General features: G+C 45.9%; 18 protein-coding genes. 5 read left to right on the forward strand and 13 right to left on the reverse strand.

Annotation, left to right across the window (positions count from 1 at the left end):
• Positions 1-68: 68 nt before the first annotated feature.
• On the reverse strand, positions 69-869 hold the full coding sequence (locus ACFQ0C_RS10595) for a hypothetical protein (protein WP_379366534.1): 801 nt from the start codon (positions 867-869) through the stop codon (positions 69-71).
• Positions 870-964: 95 nt separating this feature from the next.
• Between ACFQ0C_RS10595 and ACFQ0C_RS10600 the strand changes: the two genes are divergently transcribed.
• On the forward strand, positions 965-1,960 hold the full coding sequence (locus tag ACFQ0C_RS10600) for a MerR family transcriptional regulator (RefSeq protein ID WP_379366536.1): 996 nt from the start codon (positions 965-967) through the stop codon (positions 1,958-1,960).
• Between the two features lie 80 nt (positions 1,961-2,040).
• Positions 2,041-2,736 carry a class I SAM-dependent methyltransferase gene (locus ACFQ0C_RS10605; RefSeq protein WP_379366538.1) on the forward strand — a complete coding sequence of 232 codons (696 nt, stop codon included), beginning with the start codon at positions 2,041-2,043 and terminating at the stop codon, positions 2,734-2,736.
• An 80-nt stretch (positions 2,737-2,816) separates the two neighbouring features.
• Here the strand turns inward: ACFQ0C_RS10605 and nirB are convergent, their stop codons facing one another.
• A complete protein-coding gene (nirB, locus tag ACFQ0C_RS10610) occupies positions 2,817-5,240 on the reverse strand; it encodes a nitrite reductase large subunit NirB (RefSeq protein ID WP_379366540.1) in 2,424 nt (807 codons plus the stop codon).
• 367 nt (positions 5,241-5,607) lie between these two features.
• Between nirB and ACFQ0C_RS10615 the strand changes: the two genes are divergently transcribed.
• Positions 5,608-6,531 carry an aldo/keto reductase gene (locus ACFQ0C_RS10615; protein WP_379366542.1) on the forward strand — a complete coding sequence of 308 codons (924 nt, stop codon included), beginning with the start codon at positions 5,608-5,610 and terminating at the stop codon, positions 6,529-6,531.
• A gap of 116 nt (positions 6,532-6,647) precedes the next feature.
• On the opposite strand, the gene ACFQ0C_RS10620 is transcribed toward ACFQ0C_RS10615, so the two are convergent.
• Positions 6,648-7,256, reverse strand: coding sequence for an SLOG family protein (locus ACFQ0C_RS10620; RefSeq protein WP_379366544.1), 609 nt, complete (start codon positions 7,254-7,256; stop codon positions 6,648-6,650).
• A gap of 40 nt (positions 7,257-7,296) precedes the next feature.
• Here ACFQ0C_RS10620 and ACFQ0C_RS10625 point away from each other — a divergent pair, with 40 nt between their 5' ends.
• Complete coding sequence (locus ACFQ0C_RS10625) at positions 7,297-8,655, forward strand: hypothetical protein (RefSeq protein ID WP_379366546.1); 1,359 nt, start codon at positions 7,297-7,299, stop codon at positions 8,653-8,655.
• 744 nt (positions 8,656-9,399) lie between these two features.
• Here the strand turns inward: ACFQ0C_RS10625 and ACFQ0C_RS10630 are convergent.
• The 5 genes from ACFQ0C_RS10630 to nadX form a co-directional block, all read right to left on the reverse strand.
• A complete protein-coding gene (locus ACFQ0C_RS10630) occupies positions 9,400-10,227 on the reverse strand; it encodes a sugar phosphate isomerase/epimerase family protein (protein ID WP_379366548.1) in 828 nt (275 codons plus the stop codon).
• Positions 10,228-10,436: 209 nt separating this feature from the next.
• Positions 10,437-11,858 (reverse strand): glycosyltransferase, encoded by a 1,422-nt coding sequence (locus tag ACFQ0C_RS10635; protein WP_379366550.1) that lies wholly within the window; start codon positions 11,856-11,858, stop codon positions 10,437-10,439.
• A gap of 151 nt (positions 11,859-12,009) precedes the next feature.
• Positions 12,010-15,441 carry an Ig-like domain-containing protein gene (locus ACFQ0C_RS10640; RefSeq protein WP_379366552.1) on the reverse strand — a complete coding sequence of 1,144 codons (3,432 nt, stop codon included), beginning with the start codon at positions 15,439-15,441 and terminating at the stop codon, positions 12,010-12,012.
• 650 nt (positions 15,442-16,091) lie between these two features.
• Positions 16,092-17,495, reverse strand: a complete 1,404-nt coding sequence (locus ACFQ0C_RS10645) for an NAD-dependent malic enzyme (protein WP_379366554.1) — start codon at positions 17,493-17,495, stop codon at positions 16,092-16,094.
• 34 nt (positions 17,496-17,529) lie between these two features.
• Positions 17,530-18,336: an aspartate dehydrogenase gene (nadX, locus tag ACFQ0C_RS10650; RefSeq protein ID WP_379366556.1), complete on the reverse strand. Its 807-nt coding sequence runs from the start codon at positions 18,334-18,336 to the stop codon at positions 17,530-17,532.
• Between the two features lie 217 nt (positions 18,337-18,553).
• On the opposite strand from nadX, the gene ACFQ0C_RS10655 reads away from it, so the two are divergent.
• A complete protein-coding gene (locus ACFQ0C_RS10655; protein ID WP_171656000.1) occupies positions 18,554-18,889 on the forward strand; it encodes a 2Fe-2S iron-sulfur cluster-binding protein in 336 nt (111 codons plus the stop codon).
• An 86-nt stretch (positions 18,890-18,975) separates the two neighbouring features.
• Here the strand turns inward: ACFQ0C_RS10655 and rbsK are convergent, their stop codons facing one another.
• The 5 genes from rbsK to ACFQ0C_RS10680 form a co-directional block, all read right to left on the reverse strand.
• Positions 18,976-19,908 carry a ribokinase gene (rbsK, locus tag ACFQ0C_RS10660; RefSeq protein ID WP_379366559.1) on the reverse strand — a complete coding sequence of 311 codons (933 nt, stop codon included), beginning with the start codon at positions 19,906-19,908 and terminating at the stop codon, positions 18,976-18,978.
• Positions 19,909-19,996: 88 nt separating this feature from the next.
• On the reverse strand, positions 19,997-20,836 hold the full coding sequence (locus tag ACFQ0C_RS10665; RefSeq protein WP_379366561.1) for a carbohydrate ABC transporter permease: 840 nt from the start codon (positions 20,834-20,836) through the stop codon (positions 19,997-19,999).
• Positions 20,837-20,848: 12 nt separating this feature from the next.
• A complete protein-coding gene (locus tag ACFQ0C_RS10670; RefSeq protein ID WP_379366564.1) occupies positions 20,849-21,718 on the reverse strand; it encodes a carbohydrate ABC transporter permease in 870 nt (289 codons plus the stop codon).
• 77 nt (positions 21,719-21,795) lie between these two features.
• Positions 21,796-23,127 carry an extracellular solute-binding protein gene (locus tag ACFQ0C_RS10675; protein WP_379366566.1) on the reverse strand — a complete coding sequence of 444 codons (1,332 nt, stop codon included), beginning with the start codon at positions 23,125-23,127 and terminating at the stop codon, positions 21,796-21,798.
• A 31-nt stretch (positions 23,128-23,158) separates the two neighbouring features.
• A complete protein-coding gene (locus ACFQ0C_RS10680; RefSeq protein ID WP_379366568.1) occupies positions 23,159-24,055 on the reverse strand; it encodes a nucleoside hydrolase in 897 nt (298 codons plus the stop codon).
• Between the last annotated feature and the right edge of the window lie 29 nt (positions 24,056-24,084).

Raw genomic sequence — 24,084 nt, forward strand, 5'->3', positions numbered from 1 at the left:
TTGGGTTAGTTCGGTTGGTAGGGTCACTTGGGTCACTTGGGTCGCTTGCGTCGCTTGGCTTGCTTGGGTCACTTGACTTGCTTGGCTCGCTTGGCTTGCTTGGCTTGCTTGGCTTGCTTGGCTTGCTTGGCTTGCTTGGCTTGCTTGGCTTGCTTGGCTTGCTTGGCTTGCTTGGCTTGCTTGGCTTGCTTGGCTTGCTTGGCTTGCTTGGCTTGCTTGGCTTGCTTGGCTTGCTTGGCTTGCTTGGCTTGCTTGGCTTGCTTGGCTTGCTTGGCTTGCTTGGCTTGCTTGGCTTGCTTGGCTTGCTTGGCTTGCTTGGCTTGCTTGGCTTGCTTGGCTTGCTTGGCTTGCTTGGCTTGCTTGGCTTGCTTGGCTTGCTTGGCTTGCTTGGCTTGCTTGGCTTGCTTGGCTTGCTTGGCTTGCTTGGCTTGCTTGGCTTGCTTGGCTTGCTTGGCTTGCTTGGCTTGCTTGGCTTGCTTGGCTTGCTTGGCTTGCTTGGCTTGCTTGGCTTGCTTGGCTTGCTTGGCTTGCTTGGCTTGCTTGGCTTGCTTGGCTTGCTTGGCTTGCTTGGCTTGCTTGGCTTGCTTGGCTTGCTTGGCTTGCTTGGCTTGCTTGGCTTGCTTGGCTTGCTTGGCTTGCTTGGCTTGCTTGGCTTGCTTGGCTTGCTTGGCTTGCTTGGCTTGCTTGGCTTGCTTGGCTTGCTTGGCTTGCTTGGCTTGCTTGGCTTGCTTGGCTTGCTTGGCTTGCTTGGCTTGCTTGGCTTGCTTGGGTCGCTTCGGTCGCTTCGGTCGCTTGGCTTGCTTGGCTTCTTGGGTCGCTCGGGTCGCTCGGCTTGGCTTGGTTTGGTTTGGTTTGGCTTTCCTTGCCATGATAACCAAGGCGCATTGTTGTGTATGCCTATCCTTTTCCCTTTACATTAACGTAACGTTAATGTTTATAATGAACAAGATGGGAGGAATCTGGTGTGAAGATTAAAGAAATTGCGGGTAAGCTTAACATTTCTCCGAGAGCAGTCCGATTCTATGAAGAAAAAGGGTTGTTATCCCCTACTAAACAGGAAAACAACCAATATCGTACCTTTACCGAAAAGGATGTATGGCGGTTACAAACCATCATTTCGCTTAGAGAAGCCGGGATGCCGCTAGCTGATATTAAGAAAGCATTGGAAGAAATAGACGCGACCAACCACGAACAGCTTCAATACTACCTTGAGCTCCAACGAACCGTCATGATGTCTCAATGGTTGGAAATAAAGCAGGTTATTGAAACAACTGATCATATGATTGCACTTTTAAAAAGTAAACATACATTGCCGCTGGAAGATATTTATCAGCTTGCTGAAGCTTCCAAATTGTTAAGGGAGCAGCGGAAAAACTGGAAGGATAAGTGGAATTTTGATCAACAAGCATCCACTCATGACGAACGGGTTGCCAATAATACCGGCAATTATTCAGACTACGAACAAGCTCTGACTCTGATAGTAAAATGGGTTTCACCTATTCCAGGAGAAAAAGGTCTGGACATCGGAGCCGGAACCGGCAATCTGGCAGGAAAGCTTATAGAACTTGGCACCAGCATGTCGGCCGTCGACCAATCCAAAGAAATGCTGCGGCAATGTCAAAGAAAATATCCGGATTTGGAAACGAAGCTAGGGAATTTCTTGGCTATCCCTTACCTTGGCGGACAATTCGATTTTGTCGTCTCCAGCTTTGCCTTTCATCACCTGACAACCGAACAGCAGCTTCTGGCTTTAGAAGAGATGCGCAGAGTTTTAAAGCCTCGTGGACGCATTTGTTTGGCCGACCTTATGCATTCAGCCCATGACCCGATACAAGAGAACATTGAAGAATATCCCGTATTGCCGACACTGCACCAATGGTTTGAGGATAACGGCTATATGATTAAGCATCATCAAATGAACCGTTTCCTTCATATCGTATATGCGGTACCTATCAGATAAATAAATGTTTGACCTTCTCGTTACGTCAACTTGTACGATAGAGTTGTTAAGTTCATTCCCATTACGAGGAGGAAATACCCATGCCGGACCATTCGAATATTTATGCAAAGGAAGCCGAAAAGTACCACCAATTAATCTCCAAGCAAGCTGATTTAACGGATCGAATTGAAAAAATACGCCCCTTCAGCGGGTTGGACGTTGTCGAGCTTGGTGCAGGTACAGGAAGATTTACAGCTTCACTGGCAGCGAGGGCCAAATCCATCATCGCTCTTGACGCCTCTGAGGCAATGCTGCGCCTAACAGCAGATAGGCTCATCCAAGCAGGTTTAACGAACTGGCGAACTCAGGCTGCCGATCATCGGATGCTTCCATTAGAAGATCAAAGCGCTGATCTAGTCGTAGCTGGCTGGAGTATTTGTTACTTAGGCAGCACGAATGTCCAGAACTGGGAGCAAAATATCCATGAGATCATGGGAGAAATAAAACGTGTTCTGCGCAGCAATGGGACCGTTATTATTTTCGAAACATTAGGTACAGGTAACGATACGCCTGAAGCTCCGGATTTCTTAAAAAAATACTATTCCATGCTGGCAGATGACTACGGGTTCTCCCACAAATGGATTAGAACGGATTATGTATTTGACAGCCTGGAGCAGGCTGAGGAATTAACACGTTTCTTCTTTGGCGAGGAGCTGGCTGACAGAGTGATTAAGCAAAATCTCGTGCATTTACCGGAATGCGCAGGGATTTGGTGGCTCCAGCTTCCGCAAGCTTAAACAAAGAGGCCTCCCAAACCACTGCTGAGTGGAAGGGAGGCTTTACTTTCAGAAAGTCATATTCACGAAAAATTGCTCAATTATTGTGCCGAGGAAGCCGCCAATGAATCAAATGCTGTACGCAGCTTATCCGTCTCAATAATCTCTTTCCACGGATCCTTCGTCAAGCTGAGCGCATGTTCAATACGTTCTACCAGAGCCAAGCGGTCCTCAGGGTTCTCCAGAGCCGCCTTAATGGTATCCAGCCCTACCCGCTCCAACCATTCTGCTGTTCGCTCGTTGTACTTGCCTGTCTCACGGTAATATTGCAGGTACGCTCCCGTCCATTCCAGCACTTCTTCCTCCGTCTTAACCTTGCTAAGCAAATCGCACGCTCTTACCTTCGTCCCGCCGTTTCCTCCTACATATAGCTCCCATCCACCATCGATAGCTACAACACCAAAATCTTTGATTGTTGCTTCCGCGCAGTTGCGCGGGCATCCAGACACAGCCATCTTTACTTTAGCCGGCGTACTCAACCGCTCAAACCGCTTCTCCATTTCGATCCCCATGCTGATAGCATCCTGAGTACCGAATCGGCAAAAGGTCGAACCTACACAAGTTTTAACGGTCCGCAAGGTTTTACCGTAAGCATAGCCCGAAGGCATGTCCAGATCCGCCCACATATGCGGCAAGTCCTGCTTCCTTACACCCAACAAGTCGATCCGCTGCCCTCCGGTAATTTTAACCAAAGGCACGTCATACTTCTCGGCTACCTCAGCTATTCTCTTTAAATCCTTAGGAGTGGTAACGCCGCCGTATATTCTCGGAACAACCGAGTAAGTACCGTCCTTCTGGATATTGGCATGGTTCCTTTCGTTTACAAAACGCGACTCTTTCTCATCCTCATGCTCATCAGGCCATACCATGCCGAGGTAATAGTTCAGAGCCGGGCGACATTTGGAGCAGCCTTCCGGATGGCTCCATTCCATTACATTCATAACTTCCTTCGAGGTCGTCAATCTCATGCTGCGGATACCGTCAACCACTTCATCCCGGCTCAGTGTCGTACATCCACAAATGCCTTCCTTGACCGTCTTCACTCCATCCGCCCCGAGTACATAGGTAAGCACATCAGCCACAAGAGGCTTGCATCCGCCGCATGAAGCGGAAGCTTTGGTGCATGCTTTGATATCATTGACGCTGGAACAGCCTTTTTCATTAATCGCTTGTACGATAGCTCCTTTGGATACGCCATTACATCCGCAGATGATTTCATCGTCCTTCATAGCCGCCACCATGTCAGCCCCTGATTTAACGGAGCCAGAACCACCTGAGCCAAGCAGAATTTCCTTCTCTCTCCCCGTTACATCTTCCCCGTTCCTTATCATAGCGAACAATCGCGAGCCATCGCTTATATCTCCGAACAAAACAGCTCCTGCAACCTTGCCATTTTTAATAACGACCTTCTTGTATACACCGTCAAATTCGTCCTGCACGCGTACCGCCCGAGTGTCTTCACTATCCGTAAACTGTCCTGCCGAAAACACATCCACACCGGACACTTTCAGTTTAGTTGAAACTACGGAGCCTTGATAACCATCCGTGTCCACGCCAGCTAGTCTTTTAGCAAGGACAGCACCCTGCTCATAGAGAGGGGCTACAAGTCCGTATGCTATACCGCGATGCTCTGCACATTCACCCACCGCATAGATATGAGGGATATTGGTTTCCAGATAATCATTAACGACAATACCACGATTGATCTCAATCCTGCTTCTGTTGGCAAGCTGTACATTAGGTCTTATACCCACTGCCATAACAACGAGATCCGCCGATTCCTCTGAACCATCTGTAAATCTTACGCCCGTAGCCCGCTTTATCCCAATAATCCTTTCCGTGTTTTTCTCCAATAAAAACTTCATTCCCTGCTGCTTAAGTTCCTTTTGCAGCATGATGGCCGCCGTTACATCCAGCTGTCTTTCCATCAAATATTTGTGTATATGAACTACAGATACTTCCATATTTAGATTCAGTAAACCTCTGGCTGCTTCCAATCCCAGCAATCCCCCGCCTATAACAACCGCCTTTTTATATAATTTGGCCGTTTCCATCATAATCTCGCAATCTTTAATGTCGCGAAAAGCAATAACTCCCTTTTTATCCGCACCAGGCAGCGGCAGCATAAAAGGAAGCGACCCCGTAGCTACGATCAGTTCATCGTATGGTACACTGACTCCGTTGTCAGCGCTGACCAGCTTTCGTGATGAATCAATGCCATTTACCGTTGTTCCCGTATACAGTGTAATATTGTTTTGCTGGTACCACTCCCGGCTATTAATCACAATATCATTCATATCCGCATCTCCAGCCAGAACAGACGAAAGCAGGATACGGTTATAATTAGGGTGCGGCTCGCTGCCGAAGATAGTGATGTCATAGCGGTTCGGGGCAAGCTTCAAAATCTGCTCTACGCAATTAACTCCAGCCATACCGTTACCGATCAGTACTAATTTCTTTTTCATCGGTTCACACTCCTGTTAGTTTTAATTATTTATTGTAAACTGGTTAATAACAAATATTTTAAGTTATGTTTATGTTATTTAATATAACATTAATTCTTATTATTAATAATCTACTTTAAATAAACGTATATTTCAATAGTTAATGTTATGTTTATTGACATATTTCATATTATTTTTTAATAAATACGAACGTTTTATAAATAAAATCATGTAATGTTCGTGTTAATCCAATAACAAAACTTGCCTAATACTCCCCACGCCTCACATTGTTTAAACACAAAAACTCAAAGGTTTAACATCGCTTTTTCATGTATAATAAAGGAAGTCATTTGTAAGCGATTTCTACCAATTACTAAAGGAGTGGTGAATGATGATTTACCGCAGCTTCGGAAATACAGGATGGCAGGTTTCGTCTATAGGACTGGGTACTTGGAATATCGGGAATCAGTGGGGAGAGGTGGACGATGCAACCTCGTTTGCTACGATCCGTACTTCACTGGACCATGGCGTTAATTTGTTCGATACTGCTGAGTCTTATGGAATCCCGAACGGTTTATCCGAACAACGTCTCGGAAAAGGACTTGCGGGTGAACGGCACAAGGCTTATATCGTTTCCAAGATCGGAAATTTCGGCAAACGTACCGGACAAGGAGTTCCTCTAACCACTCCCGATATGATCAGGCTTTGCGCACATGCTTCTTTGCACCGTTTAAGAACCGACTGGGTGGATGTTATGCTGTGCCATATATCGAATATTGAGGATCCTTCTGTATTTCTTGAGGGCTTCGAGATTTTGAAGCAAAATGGGGAAATTAGAGAATACGGCATATCTACAGATAGCCTGGAGGTGCTGAAGAAATTCAATGTTCATGGCAATTGTCGCGTCGTTGAAGTGGATTATTCCCTATTGAATAGGGCGGCTGAACAACAATTTCTGCCTTATTGCGAGGAACATGGCATTGGTGTCCTTGTGCGCGGTCCTTTATCCATGGGTTTATTATCCGGTAACTATTCGGCAGAAACTGTCTTTACCGATAGCGTACGTGTAAACTGGAACTCGGATGGCGCAGGGCGCCAGCAGTTCGAAAACCGCATCCACAAGCTGAACGCGGTCAAGCAGGCGCTGCACGATGGTGAAGATATGGCTACGGCGGCTCTACGCTTCGTTATCTCTCACCCTGTGGCAGCCGTAGCTATCCCCGGTGCGAAGTCACCTAAGCAGGCTGCAGCTAACGCCCAGGCCGGCAATGAGCTATTCTCCAGGGAGCAGCTCGATAGATTCAATATGTAAGCGCCACACACTAGCTGATCCATGCAGGATTTATAATAAAATGCACAAAAACCACCTCATAGCGTTGTTCACTCTATACACGCCTTGAGGTGGTTTTTAAGGTTTTTGCCTTGAAGCTAATAATAATCAGGCTGCTGCTCATCTTCAGCAATACTTTGCAGATCGGAAGCCGTGATGCTAATAATACGGTAATTTTGCAGCTGAGCGAGCCTCGAAGCTTGCTCTTTAATAAACTTCGGCGAGCCCTCCTGCTCCTCATCATATAACAGGATCATCCCATCGGAGTTGCGCAGCAGGAATTTATTTTTCTCTTTAAACTGCCAAGGCCCATCATACTTGCTCTTGGTCACACTGTTTACATAATTGGCTTTTTGCATAACACCCTCATAGATGCTTTTCTTCTCATCGCTCCACTTCTCTTCTTGCTCCAAGAAAGGCGTAATGACAGCCAATCTGAGATGGTTATACGACTCCTCCTGCTGCAATTCAAGCACTGCTTCCGCCGCCCACAGCTCCACTCCCCACTGACCACTCACTATAACCCATTCCAAGCCTTCATCTATGAGAGCAATAATTTGCTTTTTGATGGCCTTCTTAATAATTTCAATTCCCTTATGCTTCAGCGAAAATATCCCCAGCTCAGAAGCCTTATATCCCATCACCAGAACTCTATTCACATGATTAACTCCTGTCCATTCAGATGCAATCCATGCTATAATACCCATGAATTTATTATAGTCATTTTTATCAGACAGGAGAATAGCTGTGATTTACTCCATGATGAACGCATCCAGACCTATCCTTTTCACCATGCTGGTCATTGCCTTTGTACTAGAGACTCTTACTGGATGGAGATCGCTGCAGGCAGTTGAAGGCACGCTCGCACTCCTCAGCTTAATTGTCTCCCTGCATGCCGCCAGAAGGATGTTTCAAATTGTTGCCGCTCTTTTTATCACTGCGGGTATTGCATGTATCGTGTGGGCGAATGTACCACTGACCGAAGTCCCTTTCTTAATGACATCCAACGTCATGCTAATCTCCCTGTTGTATATGCTGCCGTTTGTAAACCGTGTCATTCGTATCGGGGGGTACGATCGGCATTTGAGCAGATGGCTCAATGTGCAGTCCGGTCACTTGGGGCATCTATATGTCCGATCCTTGGCGGTCAGCTATTTGCTGAGCCTCTTTTTATTTTTTGCAGCCATTCCACTGCTTCACCGGGTGCTGAGCAAGCATCTTCAAGGGCAGGATTTAAGACTGACGAACCGCCTTATGAGCATGTCCATTCTTCGCGGATTCGGAATCGTATCTGTCTGGAGTCCTGTTGAGCCATTGGTTGCAACGGCCGTATTGATTACCGGGGTATCTTATTTATCCTTGCTGCCCTGGATGCTTGGATTGTCTGCCATTCTATTTATTGCAGGAGGATTATGGGGCTTGCAATTCCGTAAAATTCCACTGAAGCAAGAGACCGGCGTCACTGCATTAGCTCCCTCCTGGTCCAAAACAGGCGCTTTTCTGCTGGCTCTCGTGCTGTTAATCGCATCCGCTTTTGCGCTGCAGGCCTTGCTTGGCATTTCTTTTTTTGCGGCTATGACGTTCGCCCTGCTTCCCTTTTCCTTGCTGTGGTCCGTCATTTTGAGACGGTTTAAACGATTTGTGTCCACCAGCCGCAAACAATGGAAGAACAGCGTGGACGGGCTGCGTCATTTGCTTGTGCTGTTCTTATCATTCGGATTTTTCAACGGTGCAGTTTCCAAAACTCATTTGTTTCAGTTAATGGAAGAACCCGTTCAAGCCATGTCTCAGTGGCCCGTAGTGCTGTTTGTATTTATATTTCTGGTCTGTTTGATTTTGCCGATAATCGGTGTGCATCCGTTGGTAGTTATGAGCTTATTCGGAATCTTTTTGCAGCCCATCCTACAAGTCATGAACCCGCTTAGCATCGCTATCGTTCTGGTTACCTCATGCTTATGCTCTTCTTTTATGGGGACCTTCAACACAACCGTCACGATTATGAGCGGACTCCTGCAAGTAAATCCTTACCGGATTACATTATGGAACTTTGTCTTCGGTCTTGTTTATGGAGCCATCGGCGTTATCGCCGCTCTTTGCTTGCTATAGTGAAGGGAAACACGGTGCTAAGGCAATGCGGAAGTAATTGTTCCTTTATCACCTGAAAAATCCAAAAATCAGAGCGATACAGGAACAGTCAGTTCCGTTATTGCTCTATTTTTGTGCATACATGCTCCATTCGGCCAACATAACGGAATTCCTACTTCCGCTATCGATCCATATTGGTGGCGGCTGATGGAATAGCGGAACTCTCCGTTCCGTACAAATTGCTCCAGGGCTCATCGCCGCCGCTATCCCTATAAAAATCCCCCTTGATCATGAAGATCTTAAGCCTTTATGTAGCTCTAATCTAAGCAAGGCAGGCAGGTCTTCGAAAAGCTTTCTGATCGAACCTCTTTCAGAGGATACATTTCGATCTTAAAAGCAGCTTATCTTGCGAGATAAATAGGCTCCTCTCGGCAAACTTATACTAGATAGGGCATCTTACTTTAGCGCTGTAAAGCACTTAAAGTTTCTTACATGGCAAAAAAAGACCTAGCCTATGCACCATGCATAATCCAGGTCTTTTTATTGTTCATATACAATCTCATAGACTACTTATCTTTCTTAGCGTGTGAACCGTCACAGTTTCCTTCAGCATTCTTAGTGTTACCACAGGCACATTGTCCCATCGTATTCGCCTCCTTAGTTAAATTGGATAAGCCTATTGTACATTATCCACTTACATAAGTAAAGCGATTTACTATTAATAAGTAAATGACAATGATTATCTTTCTCAAGCCATTGCCTAACTTACAAATAGGGCTGAACGATTGCGCGGATTCGCTCCAGTCCTTCCCACATGTCGCCCGGTCCATCATAAATAAGCACAACAGCACCCTTGTAATCAGCTGCCCTCAAAGTATCCAGACAGCTCACAAATTCTGTTTCATCCGGCATTCCCTTGTCATCATACTGCGCCTTGGCATGAACCGATACACTGTACGGAAGCGTCATAGCAAACTCCTCGTACTTAGATGGCAGCTTAAAATTGCCAAAATCGGTTATGAGCCCAACCTTATCACTGGCTTGCTCAAGAATCTTAAGGCAGCTCGCAGCTGTAGATGTAAGTGCCCGGAAATTTTCAGTAACGACCCGGACTCCCTGTATGGCTGCATAATCTGCAAGCTCCGTCAAAGCTTCAGCTGACTTGCGAATCGCCTCTTCATCGGAAGGCTCGGCGTCACCGGCGATTACACGGATTTGTTTAGCGCCAGCTGCTGCGGCAATATCGATCCAACTGCGGATCAGAGCATAATCAGCCTCGCGTCGAATGTCGTCCACTACAGTCAGATCGCCATAATCCAGCAGTAAAGTATCAAAGGAGATGCCTGCAGCAGCGAATTCTTCCCGCAGTTGTGCCAAATACGCAGCTTCCGTGGATGGAAAATGAAAGTGGCACACCTCTATAGCCTTGTAGCCCCGCTTTGCGGCTTCGCCAGGCAGCTCCAACAGCGTCAGTACCTCCGGCTGCTCTTGTATACGAATTGAGTGTGTACTCGAATTGGCATCCCATTGAGTCCAGCGAAGCGGCCCTAACAGACGATGCAGGCTCCAGGTGCTTACGGATAAATAAGACATCGGTCATATCCTCCTAATATTTTTTAGAAATACTTATCAATTTTTACACAATTAGTATAAACGCTTTCATCATACCATAGCCTGTTGAAAATATGCGACTACATACTTGAGTAATATGCTTATTTATTTAAAAAAAGCCTCCCGCTTCTACTTCAGCAGCAGAAATGAGAGACTTCATTTAAAAATATGGATTGCAAGTGGCAGCGGAGTCATTTCTCCAGTTTTTGCAGCTTATTACGAACAGCCTCCAGACTCGGGTTACGTTCAAGCACCTGATGTAATATCGCAAGAGCATCTTGTTTTTTTCCTGAGATAAGAGCCAGATCTGCGATGGCCACATCGGTTTTCCACTGCGGAATTTGTGTATCGGCTGGCGTCGGACCACGATAGGTTTGGAACTGCTCCTTAATACTACGCAGCGATTTCTCGGAGTTTTGAAGCAATTGGACTGCCTGCCTCATCTGAATTTGTGCTAGATAATAGATTGCATCCGGAAAATTCGGTGCTTTGGCAAGCGCTCGCCTGCAAGCCTGTTCCGCCAAATCCAATTCTTTTCGCGACATATAAATTTTCACGAGAAACATTTGGACATCCAGAGTACGTCCAAACCGTGGATAATCGGCAGCCTTTGCTTCAGCAGCCAAGAACAGCTCAACAGCCTTGTCTACATTCCCGTAAGCCATACTTTCCCTGCCATAGTAGAGCAGCCAGCCTGGATTATCCGGTTCTTCGGCAACCATTTGCTCCAGCAGCCTGAGGTTGCGTTCAAGCTTTTTTTCATCTTTCACAATGGAAGGCTCGTAACCGTCGTGAAGCAGCCGTATTCGTACCGATTGACGGTAAGACTCTCCTTCAAACACACCTTGCCCCTCAAGAACAATTTGTTCATGAACACGCCCTCGGTAGAGCAAGCCTCGCCTTGTCGGAAACATCCGCGTCTGTGTAAACTCATCCGAGAGCGTTCCGTCCATCTGATTAAGCTGCCAGATTAACAGCACAGGCGGAATCTCCAGCTCATCGAATATACCGGCTATATCGCGAACTGCATGCTTATCTTCAGCAACAAGATACTCATCGGAATCTACCCACAGTACCCAGTCACTTTCCACATGCTCAAGTCCAAGATTTCTCTTCTCTGCAAAATCTTCACGCCACTCTACGTTAACAAGCTTAGCTTCAGGGAACTGTTTGACGATCTCAACGGTGCGATCTGTAGAATTAGAGTCTATTACTACGATCTCGTCTACCGCACCGATCAATTGGGTCAGACAACGTTCTATGGAACGTTCATTATTGTATACCAGGATAGCTGCAGCAACGGTTACCTTTTTGACCTCAAGCAGCTCATTGATTGACGCTCTCTCCGGACCGTCAGGGACATCCTTGACTGCTTTATGGACGGCATGTACCCAACCCGACTGCGGGTCCAGCATCCATGCACGGTCAAACACCCGCCGCGCGGCCTTTCCATAGCCTTGATGCATCAAGGCTTCACCCAGGTATACCCAGGCTTGCGCCAAGAGCCGATTGCTCCGCAGCACTTCGATGGACAACGATTCCGCTTCTTTGTAGCGTTTTGTTTTCAATGCGTCTATGATCGGTTGCAAGGGAATAGTTTGCAATGGTTTCACCTGTTTCCTCTTCCTCAAGATCGAATAATCTTTTTTTGATGTGCCACATTAACACCGTGCCTAGCCTTTTAGCATCCCTGCACTTCAAAAAGAAAGACCAACGGCGAGGTTGGCCTTTTTTTCATTTTTTTCCATGAACCCAGCTTTTGATTTAAGGAAGGAGGTAATCGTAATAAAAATTAAACTTAATGGCTTTGGAAACCGTGTCTGGAGCATTGACATCAACGGTTATCGTAGTAGATCCGGTTAAAGGGAAGGGGCCCATTGAATCCTCATAGTTTCTATCCAGAGTCAAATAGTTTCCGTTTAAATTATAATTCGAAAAATAGTTTGTATAATTGGAGCCTGTATTAGGGATCGAAATAGCAGAGATAGGTAATGTACCAAATATATCACCCAAGTAAACATCGAACGACCCGAAAGCAGTAAGACTGTCATATACATAAACTTCACTAGGATCATAAACCTCAACATTAAATGAGTCTGCGACCGTATTTCCATGGCCGTCATCGGCGGTTACTGTTATGGTGGATGTTCCCGCAGAGGCTCCTTGAATCATATACTTCCCAAAATCGGTGCTGCTTAAAGTTACTTTTGCTACTGCCCCATTATCGGATGTAACAGTATAGAATAATTGATCTTCGTCAGGGTCGATAAAATAAGAATAGGTTGGTCTGAAGACAAGACCGTTCCCCACGTTCAGTGCCCTGAGCGTAAATGGAATACCCTCGCCTTGTCTCAAAGTCGGCGGTGCACTCACATCAACGTCAAAGGTGCCGGTTACTTTACCCCCATGCTGATCATCTACAATTACAGTAACGGTTGTCGTGCCGGAATTCAAACCAGTCAGTTCTAGCGCTCCGCTGCTCGGATTGGCGCTAACAATACCTGTATTAAATCCGTAAACAGCCGTTATGGCCATATTGTCCTCATCCGCATCGTTAAAGATGTCACTGGCATACACGGTGACAGTGCTACCCTTTGGCACATATTTGAGAACATCTGGTATGTGTTCAGGGATTCTGTTCACATTAACAATAAATGTATCGGTAACGCTGCCGCCATAATTGTCACTTGCTGTTAGTGTCACCACATTGGTACCAGCAGGCAGTCCCTCAATGTCCGCGTATACGTTGCCGCTAGTTATCATTGTAACTGATAAATTCCCACCCAAATTCGATGCAGCAGAGTAACTAAGCGTGTCTCCATCTCCATCCCAGAATCGGCTGGAAACCACTACACGAGCCTTGGTGTTATAATTGATATTCATCTCAGGCGTAGGTGAACCAACCAGAATAGGCGCTTTGTTCAAAGTCATATCAAAGCTTGCTGTAGCAGTGCCTCCTTGGTGTCCGTCACTAGCCGTAACAGTGATAGTCGTTAATCCATGACCTGTAGAGGCGGGATATACCGTTAACTGCTTTTCAACAACTTCGACCGTTGCAAACTCAGCATTGTCGCTTGCAGCACTATACATCAAGGTATCCCCACTATCCTCATCAGTGAAGGCACCTGTTAAGTCAATTATTACAGGCTTGGGAAGAGACGGATCAACTATCAGGTTAGACAGATAGCCTGCTGCGTACACCGGCGGGTTATTGGCTACATTCACGGTAAATTTGTCCGTTACACTGCTGCCATAAGTGTCCGTTGCCCGAATGGTTACTATATTGGTGCCTATAGGCAGTCCACCTATAAAAGCATATGTACTGCCGCTGCTTAGTTGAGTTGTTACGTTCAAGATGCCACCCAAGTCAGATTCAGCGGAATAACTGAGCGTGTCTCCATCCGCATCCATAAATCGGGAAGAAACATTTACATTCACTGAACTGTTATGTTTAATATTCTTCGTTGGAATAGCCTCATTAATCAAAGCGGGCACTCTGTTCAAAGTCAGATTAAAGCTCGTTTGTGTCGCGCTATGGCCATCATTAGCACTCACTGTAACAGGAGTGCTTCCATGACTTGTCTGAGATGGGTATAAAGTTAAATTATTTCCGCTTACACCTGCCGTTGCCATTGCTAAATCGCTAATTATTGCACTGTATGTTAATAAATCGCTATCCGGATCGGTGAATGCTCCCGCCAGGTTAATCGTAACAGGACCGTTATCAGGACTGACCATCAGATCTGCTAGACTACCGGCAACATACACCGGAGCGTGATTCTCAGACACAACCTTCGTGTCAAAGCTGATCTGCGCTGTAGCGCCGCTATTATCCGTTGCTTTCAGCATTACTGTCGTGGTGCCGATCGACAGGGGTACAAGGGATAATTGACCGCTTACCAGAATTGTATCTACTATACCTGCCGGAAAGGTTGATACGTTAAAGAACATGCTGTCCCCTTCATCAGGATCTGTAAAATGGCTGCGGGCATTGATCAGAACGGGAGGACCACCCATTGTTATCGTTTTGGGATCTATCATTCCTGCTACCGGCGAATGATTAACAGGCGGTGCGCTCGCCACCGATACTACGAAGCTGCCCTGTGCCGACTCCCCCTTACTATCGTAAGCAGATGCCGTCACTGTCGAGGTACCTATTGCTGCACCATAAATCTTTAATAGCCCTTGAGTTTGCTCTACTTGAATGAAGTTAGGCGACGAGGGGCTAATGTGAACGGGATTAAATTGCATCGTATCTCCCGGGTCAATATCTGTAAATCCATTGTGCAAATCAATCGTGGCATAAGTCCCCTTGGTAACCGTTACAGCCGTAATTGAATTATTCCACACTGGAGCATGGTTAGCCCCATAAGTCGCATCTATTACGGATAATGGGTATGTATTGCTTGCTCTACCGCCGTGCCCGTCATTCACAGATACATTCAAATCCAATGACCCGTGCTGCAGTCCGGTAACCGTGATTCGATTGCCTGATAATGCGGTTGTTACATTTCCTGTTGTGCTAAGGCTGAAGGTTTCAATAGTAAGGGCATTGTTGTCAATATCCTCGAACAATTGGTCAGGATTAATGATTAGGGATTCATTCTTATTAACAGAAAGTGATGTGCCCTTCGATTTTGGAGGGGTATTGGGAGTAAAGGGAGTCTGCGGCGCTATAAAATGAAGGATTTGATTCAAGCTTGTCCGGTCAACCGTATGGCTGCTTGCATAGGCTGCAATCTCACCAATATCAATAATGTTGTTATTATCTCGATCCATTGTATCTGGAATAACTGAAACATCGAACGTATCTGTTACTGTTCGCAAGCTGCCTGCCGTTCCGGTTATGCTTACCGTAGCTGTTCCCAGTCTGTCAGTACTCAATGTAAGTAAATTACCGCTTATCGATGCAATAAAGCCCTGCAGCTCGCTAACCGAGGATGAATATGCTGTAGCTCCATCAAAATATTGGCTTAAATCAAGAGTTAGTGATTTGCCAACACCTGCCTTAATATCAGGCAGCGGACTTTTGACATAAGGAGCTATGAGAGGGGCTACTGGAGCAGAAAGCGCATGTACATAGGGTGTTGCGGATGGGAGCACATAAAACACGGGATTCATCACAAGTGATGCCGTTAATATCTTTGCTAATTTCTTGCCGGAACTTCGTTTGACGGCGTTTTTTTTCCTTTTCATCCATTCAATTCCCCTTAAAAAATCTATTATCCCGATTAAATCTATATCCTTTAGTCTATCATAATTTCTACCAAAAAAGTGTGCATTTTAACACAGATTCATAGTTTTAAACAAAAATCGACATAATAATAATCGGCAGCAGCTTCCTTTGGGGACCAGAATGTTTATTTGTTTTCCGTAAGATCTAAGCAAAATGCCTTTGGTTTACAATTTACGTTTGTGCGTTTGGAGGGATGGATGTGGGATTCCGGCCGCTGTTGAAGTCGTGTTCCTTTTGAATTGTAGGCTTGCAGCGGATGGAACACGATCTTCAAAGGCGGACGCTATCGCTCCTCCATCCCACACCCATTCCCTCTTTTGTTCTACTCTGTGCTTTGCGTTTCTTCTTTAATTAGTCAAACACATGAATTCGCTTTACTACAAGCCTCCATGTCATAAGACTACTCCTGATTAGTGGAGACTACGCTCAAGTTGAAAGTTTACCTATTTTGCCCATCATGCAGTTAAAACCTATACGGGGCATTTAGAAGACCATGAACAGCTTAAATATGAGATGAACTTCGCTCAATCCATACCATATAAATTCTCAAAATAAAAACCCTTATACACGATAAGGGTTTTCATTGTTCTCAATTATTCGGTTATTTAGCTTATCTGAATTCAGGCGGTATACGTCTCGCTACACCGGTTAATATAGCAGCTTCGATAGTAGCATGCCTTACTTTCGTAACGACCTGCTCGTTAAAAATACTAGGGATGATATACTGATCGTTCAGCTCCTTCTCGGAAACAACCGAAGCAATAGCGCGAGCCGCGGCAAGCTTCATAGGTTCATTGATGCGGCGTGCCCTGCAGTCCAATGCTCCTCTGAAAATACCTGGGAACACTAACACGTTATTGATCTGATTCGGATAGTCGCTTCTCCCTGTGGCAAACACGCGCACATGCGGGAGAGCTTCCTCCGGGTCAATCTCCGGCTTAGGGTTAGCCATGGCGAACACAATGCTGTTCGGCGCCATTTTCTGAACGTCTTCCGCGCCCAAGAGCCCGCCCCTCGATACGCCGATAAATACATCAGCACCCTTTATCATTTCTTTCAAGCTGCCCGATTCAGCTTCAACCTGAGGCTGCTCAGCCAGCCATTGCCACATGGGATAAGCATATTCGCCGCCTCGTACAATGGCTCCATCGCGGTCAACCGGAACCAGTCTCTTCACCCCTGCGGCTAGCAGCATTTTACAAATGGACACACCTGCCGCACCAATCCCGTTTACAACTACGCGCACATGCTCCATACGTTTTCCTACTACCTTCAGGGCGTTCAATAGTCCCGCGATAACAACAATAGCCGTGCCGTGCTGATCATCATGAAAAACCGGCATATCCAGCTCCTCTGCCAAGCGCGTCTCAATCTCGAAGCAGCGAGGAGAGCTGATATCCTCCAGATTGATCCCGCCAAATATGGGGCTGATCGCTTTGATCGTACGGATGATCTCCTCGGTATCCTTGGTGTCCAGGCAGATAGGGAAGGCATCCACACCACCCAGCTGCTTAAACAGCATCGCCTTGCCTTCCATCACAGGCGCGGCTGCATGCGGCCCGATGTCTCCTAGCCCCAATACAGCCGTTCCATCGGTCACAACCGCCACCGTATTACGCTTTATTGTCAAGGAATAAGCCTTCTGTGGATTTTCATGAATAGCGGTACAAACACGGGCCACACCTGGCGTATAAACTCTGGATAAATCGTCCCGGTTTTTAATAGGAAGATTTGGTTGAATGGATATTTTGCCTCCAAGATGCACCAGAAATGTACTATCAGATACATTGACAACTTGAATTCCATCCATCTGACGAAGTGACTCCACAATCAAGGCTTCCGCTTTATCCGCTATATGAACTGTGATGTCGCGAGTGGATGTTTCTTGTCCGGGACGGATAACATCTATAGAGGTAATATCCCCGCCCGCCTTACTAATGACCGATGCTACATCACCAAAATTGACTTTGGCATGATTTAATTCCAAACGCAGTATAATACTGTTGTACGCCATCCAATTCGCTCCTTTTCTTCTTTCGAAACCCAGATTATATGCCAATTACAAATGAAGAGCTCATATCCCGAAGCGTCTTAATTACACTCATCGCTACAATATATCCGGTTTTCGGATTTCGTGCGGACGGCGTGTTCTGAATTTGCAGCTTGATTTGTCCGAATTTGCCTCTGGCTTCTATCTCATGAATATTATGGCTAATATGTGGGTCTACGTATACTTTTACTTTCGTTTTATCAAAGCCAATGCCAGCAAGACTCAACGCTGCTGATACATTCACACTTTCAGGGAATAATCGCGCCGAATCACGTGCAACTCCCTCGAATGCACAATACGGCTCACTTAATTCAGCCAAGTTGACTTGCTCTTCAATTAACGTTCCATACCAAGCCTTAGGCGGCTTTCTCGTAACCAGCGTTACTTCCTCCATCGGACCTACGCTTCCGGCTGCAATTCGATCCAATCCGCCTATCGCAGCAGAGGGGACTATGATTTTCCGCCCACTCTGTTCAGCTTTATCCCTCAGCAGCTTCTGCAACGATTCATCGGCAAAAGCTCCTATGCTGACCAATATTAAATCCGCGCCATGCTGCAGTGCCCTTTCCCCATATTTTCTGACGGCTCCGTGACCGGCGCACTCTATAACGATGTCCAGATTTTGATTAAAAAACTCGTCTTCGTCTTCCGTGATCAAATATTCCGTCGAATTTGAATCCTCATATTTGGATTTATCCCTAACCAGGATCGCCTCCAGCTGCACCAAGCCAGATCTTCCTTGATGCACCGCCTGGGCTACATCCTCTCCAATAGTTCCGTACCCGATAATCCCTACCTTTTTCATAAGCCCTCCTGAAAAATTTCATAAAAAATAATTACCCTAAGTCTCTATTGGAATCTGCCTTGGCAAAACCAACTTCATAAACACATTCTTAAGTAAGCATAAGCTGAAATTTTTAATTTGGAACCACTTTTCTATCATATCAAAAATATTGCATTTGGTATACCATAAACCATATAGCTGTGTTATAATGGGCTTATACCGAAGGGGAGGGATACTTATGCCATCTGTGACTTTTCAAACATCAGGCAAAACTATCGAAGTGGATAAAGACGCGAATCTTCTTAGAACATCCATCAGATACGAGGGAGCCGTTCCCTTCAAATGCGGCGGAGGACTTTGCGGAACGTGTCGCGTGCAGATCGTCGACGGAAACGAGCATCTCAGTAAAGTGATGAAGAAAGAAATCGATAGACTAGGAACCGAAAAGATTGAGCAAGGCTTCCGTCTTGCTTGTCAAACCTTCGTAACCGGAGACGTTACGGTCTTATGGGGCGAAGAGGATGTCGATCGTTTAAACAAAATCGCTCAAAGACGGATTAATGCAGCTCAATAAGAACTTATAATCATAATAGAAAAAGCAAGAGCCCAGTTGAATTTCAGTCGGGCTCCTTTTCATGTCCGGATACTTGTATTAAATGTTTAGTTCCCAACCTTTTTATTGTTCAAAAACAAATGAACTTCGTCCGCAGACGGTATCGATTCTTGAGCTCCGGCCCGTGACACTGCGATGGCTGAAGCAGCGCTAGCCTGCTGCAGGGAATCGCTAATCGCCAAGCCTTGCTGCCTTGCCACAATAAAGGAGCCAATAAAGGTATCGCCCGCTGCAGTTGTATCCACAGTATTTACAGAAAAGGCAGGTGTGAAAATAGTTTCATCTTCCTTGTTCATATAGAACGAGCCTTTTTCACCCAATGTAACGATAACTTCCTTAACCCCTGACGCAAGGATCTGGCCTGCCGCTAGTTTAACGTTAGATAAATCTTCGTCAAGCTGCACACTTGTAATGTATTCAACCTCAGATTCATTTAATATCATTACATCGATTAGAGGAAATACTTCCTCTGGTATAGCTAGAGCTGGAGCTGGATTTACATAAGTTTGTATGCCCTGTTGCCTTGCAGCTTCGAGAGCAAATTGCGTGCAGCTCCAAGGTATTTCATTTTGGACAAGTAAAACGGATGACTCTTCAAACAGCCTCGGCAGCATCGCTAAATCCTCTACAGTCAAACAGCCATTAGCTCCTTCGCTAAGGACAATGCTGTTCTGACCGGATTCATCCACTGCGATAAAAGCTGTGCCAATGTCACTATCCTTCCTCAATATCCGGTCTGTATTTACTTGGTAGCTTTTAAGACCAGACACAATATCCCTGCTGTAGAAGTCGTTTCCAACGGCTCCGACTATAGTTACCTTCCCACCCGCAAGCGCTGCTGCAACAGCCTGATTTGCTCCTTTGCCACCGGATTTCGTCTCCGTTTTATAGCTTTGAACCGTTTCTCCCGGTAGCGGAAGCTTGCGAATATAACAAACAAAATCCATGTTAATGCTTCCTACAACGACTATATTTCCCATTGAAACAACCTCCCTTTGTATAGGCCAAACGGATTTCTGTCTCTTCATCTTCATTTCAAGCAAAAATTCCATCAGTCGCTTCACGGCACTATTCTTTGGATCCTGTATTGGCGATACCGTTGACAAAATAACGCTGCAGCGGTAGTAAAACAAGGACGGGCACAATAACAGCGATGATGATACCGGCGAACATTTCATTCCAATAGGTTGCAAACTCGGTAACAAAATCGCTTAAAGCCACCTGTATAACCTTATACTCTTTCGAACGGGTTGCTATCAACGGCCACATGAAGGACTCCCACTGATGAATAAAAATTAACAATCCGGCACTTACCGTAACAGGCTTGCACAGCGGGAGGATGATGCCCGCATATATTTTGAACCACGAAGCTCCGTCAATCCGGGCCGATTCAATAAGCGCCTTCGGAAGGTCAAGGAAAAATTGCCTGTAAAGAAAAATGACCAAACCATTGGCTAAACCCGGAACAATGATGCCGGAGTACGTATCGATCCAACCCAAGCTGTCAACCAGGCCATACAAAGGGATTGCAATAACCTCAAACGGGATCATAAAAGTAAGAATAACGAGGAAAAACAATAAAGCTCTACCTTTAAATTCGAAATATACAAAAGCAAAGGCAGCCATAGAAGCGATAACCAATCCCACCACAACATTGACAATAGAAACATAAAACGTGTTAAAGAAAATTCGGCCAAAGCCTCTATCTACAAATAAAGAGACATAAGCATCAAAAGTTATATGAGTCGGGATAAACGTTCGCCAGGAAACAGGAGACATATAGCGAAAAATCTCATCCAGGGGCCGCAGCGAAGATACAAGTGCAAACGCCAAAGGAAGCAGAATGATTAACCCCAGAATGATGTGAGCGATATACAGTAAAGGAACTGAGCCTTTATTACGTTTCATGGGATCTCCTCTCTAATGCTTTGCCTTCAGAAATTTGAATTGCAAGGCAACGATACTTAAAGTTAATAGCAGCAAAATAATAACGATCGCAGAAGCTCTGCCTGAATCGGAGTAAAGAAACGCGCTGTTGTAGCTCTCCAGCATCAGAACATTCGTGCTATGCTCCGGTCCACCCTGAGTAAGAATATACATCGGGGAGAATAATAAGAAATTGGACACCGTCACCGATACCGCGACAAAGGTTATGGACCGTTTCATCATCGGAAAAGTGACCTGCTTAAACTGCTCCCAGCGGGATGCTCCATCTATGGATGACGCCTCGTATAAAGACACCGGAACCTCCTGCAAACCCGCCAGGAAAAAGATAGCCCAATAGCCGATGCCTTTCCATGTTGCTATACCGATTATGGAAGCAAGGGCTTGCTTAGCGCCCGTTAGAAAAGGCTGCTGCTCCATGCCCAGACCGACAAGCATCGAATTGACGACTCCTTGCTCAGGGCTCAGCATGATGTTCCACAGGATACAAGCGGTAGAGACCGAAACGGCTACAGGAACAAAATGAATCCCTCTAAACCAACCGATATGTTTGAGCTTCGCATTAAGCAATAAGGCCAGCATAAAAGCAAGAATGACCTGAATCGGATTGACGAATACATTGAATAACAACGTAATTTTCAAAGAGCTCCAAAATACCGGATCGGTAAAAAGAAACCTATAATTCTGCAAACCGACAAACGCTTCGCTTGCATTTAAAAAGGACGGTGCATAGAAGCTGTCCTCCAAGCCCTTAAAAACGGGGTACAGTTTAAACATCAGCAAGCCTGCAATCGCCGGAAATAAAAATATATACGGGGTGATTCTCCCTGCTTTAATATCATTCACCTTCAATCATCTAAATTTCTAACAGCCCCAAAAAAGAAGGGACGGGGAACGGATTCCCCATCCCCAGCGCGGTTGTTTTACTTCACCACGGATTGATATTTCTTTAATTGACTGTCTATTAAAGTGGCGGCATCATCCAATGCTTTCTTTGGATCCGTTCCATTCTTAATATCCTCGAATGCTTTGTTAACATTATTTTCCCACTCCAGATAACCTGGCGTTTTCGGGCGTACAGCCGCTGTTTCACGCGCTTCGCCTGCGGCTAATTTCATAATGTTATTCGGGAAATCCTTATATTTGGGATCTTTATCGATTTGATCCAGCAGCTCCAGGCTGGCTGGCAGCGCACCATTTTCATTCAACCAAATTTGCGAGCCTTTGCCTAAAGTCAAATATTTGACGAACTTGGCAGCCGCTTCTTTTTTCGTTGAATATTTGGAAATCCCCACGTGCCAGCTGCCTGTAGGAGTCGCAACCTTGCCTCCTGCGAAATATGGATGAGGCGCTATGCCAAAGTCCATGCCGGCATCTTTAATCCGCGGCATATTCTGGGTTGAAGCGAGGAACATCGCCACTTTACCGGAAATGAAGTAGTCCAGCGCTTCCTCACGTTTGATCTTTGGACTAACCTTCTCTTTATTGAACAAGTCCGAATAGAACTGAAAAGCGCTAACCATTTCTGGTGAATTCGTGTAGTCTTTGGCTGTTAGGCCGTTGTCGCTCAGCACCTTCGCATTTTTGCTTTGTCCAAGGGATATGAGCTGATAAGCCTTGCCTACCTGGTCGAAGCTGAAGCCAAATATATCATTTTGATTATCGCCGTTCGTATCCTTGGATAATTTCTTGGCGACTTCCAGTACGTTCTCCCAAGTCATGCGATATTGCAATTGATCCGATGGGAATGCAACGCCTGCTTTCTGGAATAAATCTTTATTATAAAACAGCACGACACTGGAGGTGTTCATCGGTGCAGCCATTAGTTGTCCTTGATAAGAGCCTGCGTCCGTTGCCGAAGAAATCCATTTTTGCTTGGCATCAGCGCCAATAAGAGCATCGAGCGGCTCCAAATATCCTTTTAAGGAATAGCCCATGGTCAGCGGAACATCGACAGAGATAACATCCAGATCCTGCGCTTTGGAGGCCAGCTTGATCTCTATGGTTTCCGTCAGCTTGGTCGAAGGACTGAGCTGCAGATTAACCTTGATATTAGGGTTTTCCTTCTCAAACTCTTCGATAACCTTTTTGATAGGCTTTTCCCAGATCGAGTTAGCCAAATACGAAATTTCAGTCATGCCTGCTGCACTATCCGCTTGTTTGACGGGTTGAGCTTCTTTGCCCGGAGCGCCGGAGCAACCTGCGGCAAGCAGCAGAGCAAGCGAGCAAACGATAGTGGTTTGTAATTTTTTCAAAGTAAAGCCCCCTTATTTAGATGAATGCGTGTTAGCAAAACACTCTTTCTTTTAACAGCTTCAGGAAGGTATCGCGGTCCACTTCAAGGCAAACCTCAACATTTCCCTCTTCATTCAGCTCCCCAACTGTAATGCCTGTCGGATGTCGATGATCGTAATCAACCTGAATGCTCATCCTTCTGGTCGTTACCAATTGGCGGTTTACTAACAGCGCAACAGCCAAGGGGTCGTGCATAAAGGTGAAATCTCTTTTCCGGTAATCCATATAGCCTTCGATTTGCTTGGTTAATGTAACGGCCAACGGAGTTCCCGAGGCTGCCAAATCGTCTTTGTCCTGTCTTGTAATGGAAACCTGTCTCGTAACATCAAGCCCCACCATGAGAATGGGAGCACCGCTGGAAAATACAAGTGACGCCGCTTCAGGATCGCATTTCACATTATGCTCGATCGGCGGGAGCTCTACTGCGCTGCTGCCCAATCGTACGACTCCACCCATCATGACGATTTCCTTCACATTCTTCACGAGTCGCGGCTCCCGAATGATAGCTGCAGCAATATTCGTCAACGGCCCAATGGTCACCAAAGTTATCTCACCCGGGTTATTCATAACCATTTCAATGATATAATCTACGGCGTGCTTGACGTCTTTCATGCTGTCATCCTCAATGTCCAGCCCTTCGCCTTCAATCCCGGCCCAGAATACCTCACGGTTATGCAGCAAGGTTTGTACCACTCCAGGATAAACATTGACTTCGCTGTCGCCGGATAACGCCATTATTTTCTTGGCAATCTTCGCACGGACATGCACGTTACCGTAAACCGTTGTCACTCCTTCTAGCTTGATCTCCGGTGATCTCAGTGCAAGCGACAAAGCGACGGCATCATCTGAGTCCGTTCCGATATCTGTATCAAGTATTATGCGATTCATTACTGTATCCCCCTATAGGCTTTGAAAGT

The sequence above is a fragment of the Paenibacillus sp. GCM10027630 genome (assembly GCF_042676305.1).
In the GTDB taxonomy this organism is placed as follows: domain Bacteria; phylum Bacillota; class Bacilli; order Paenibacillales; family NBRC-103111; genus Paenibacillus_S.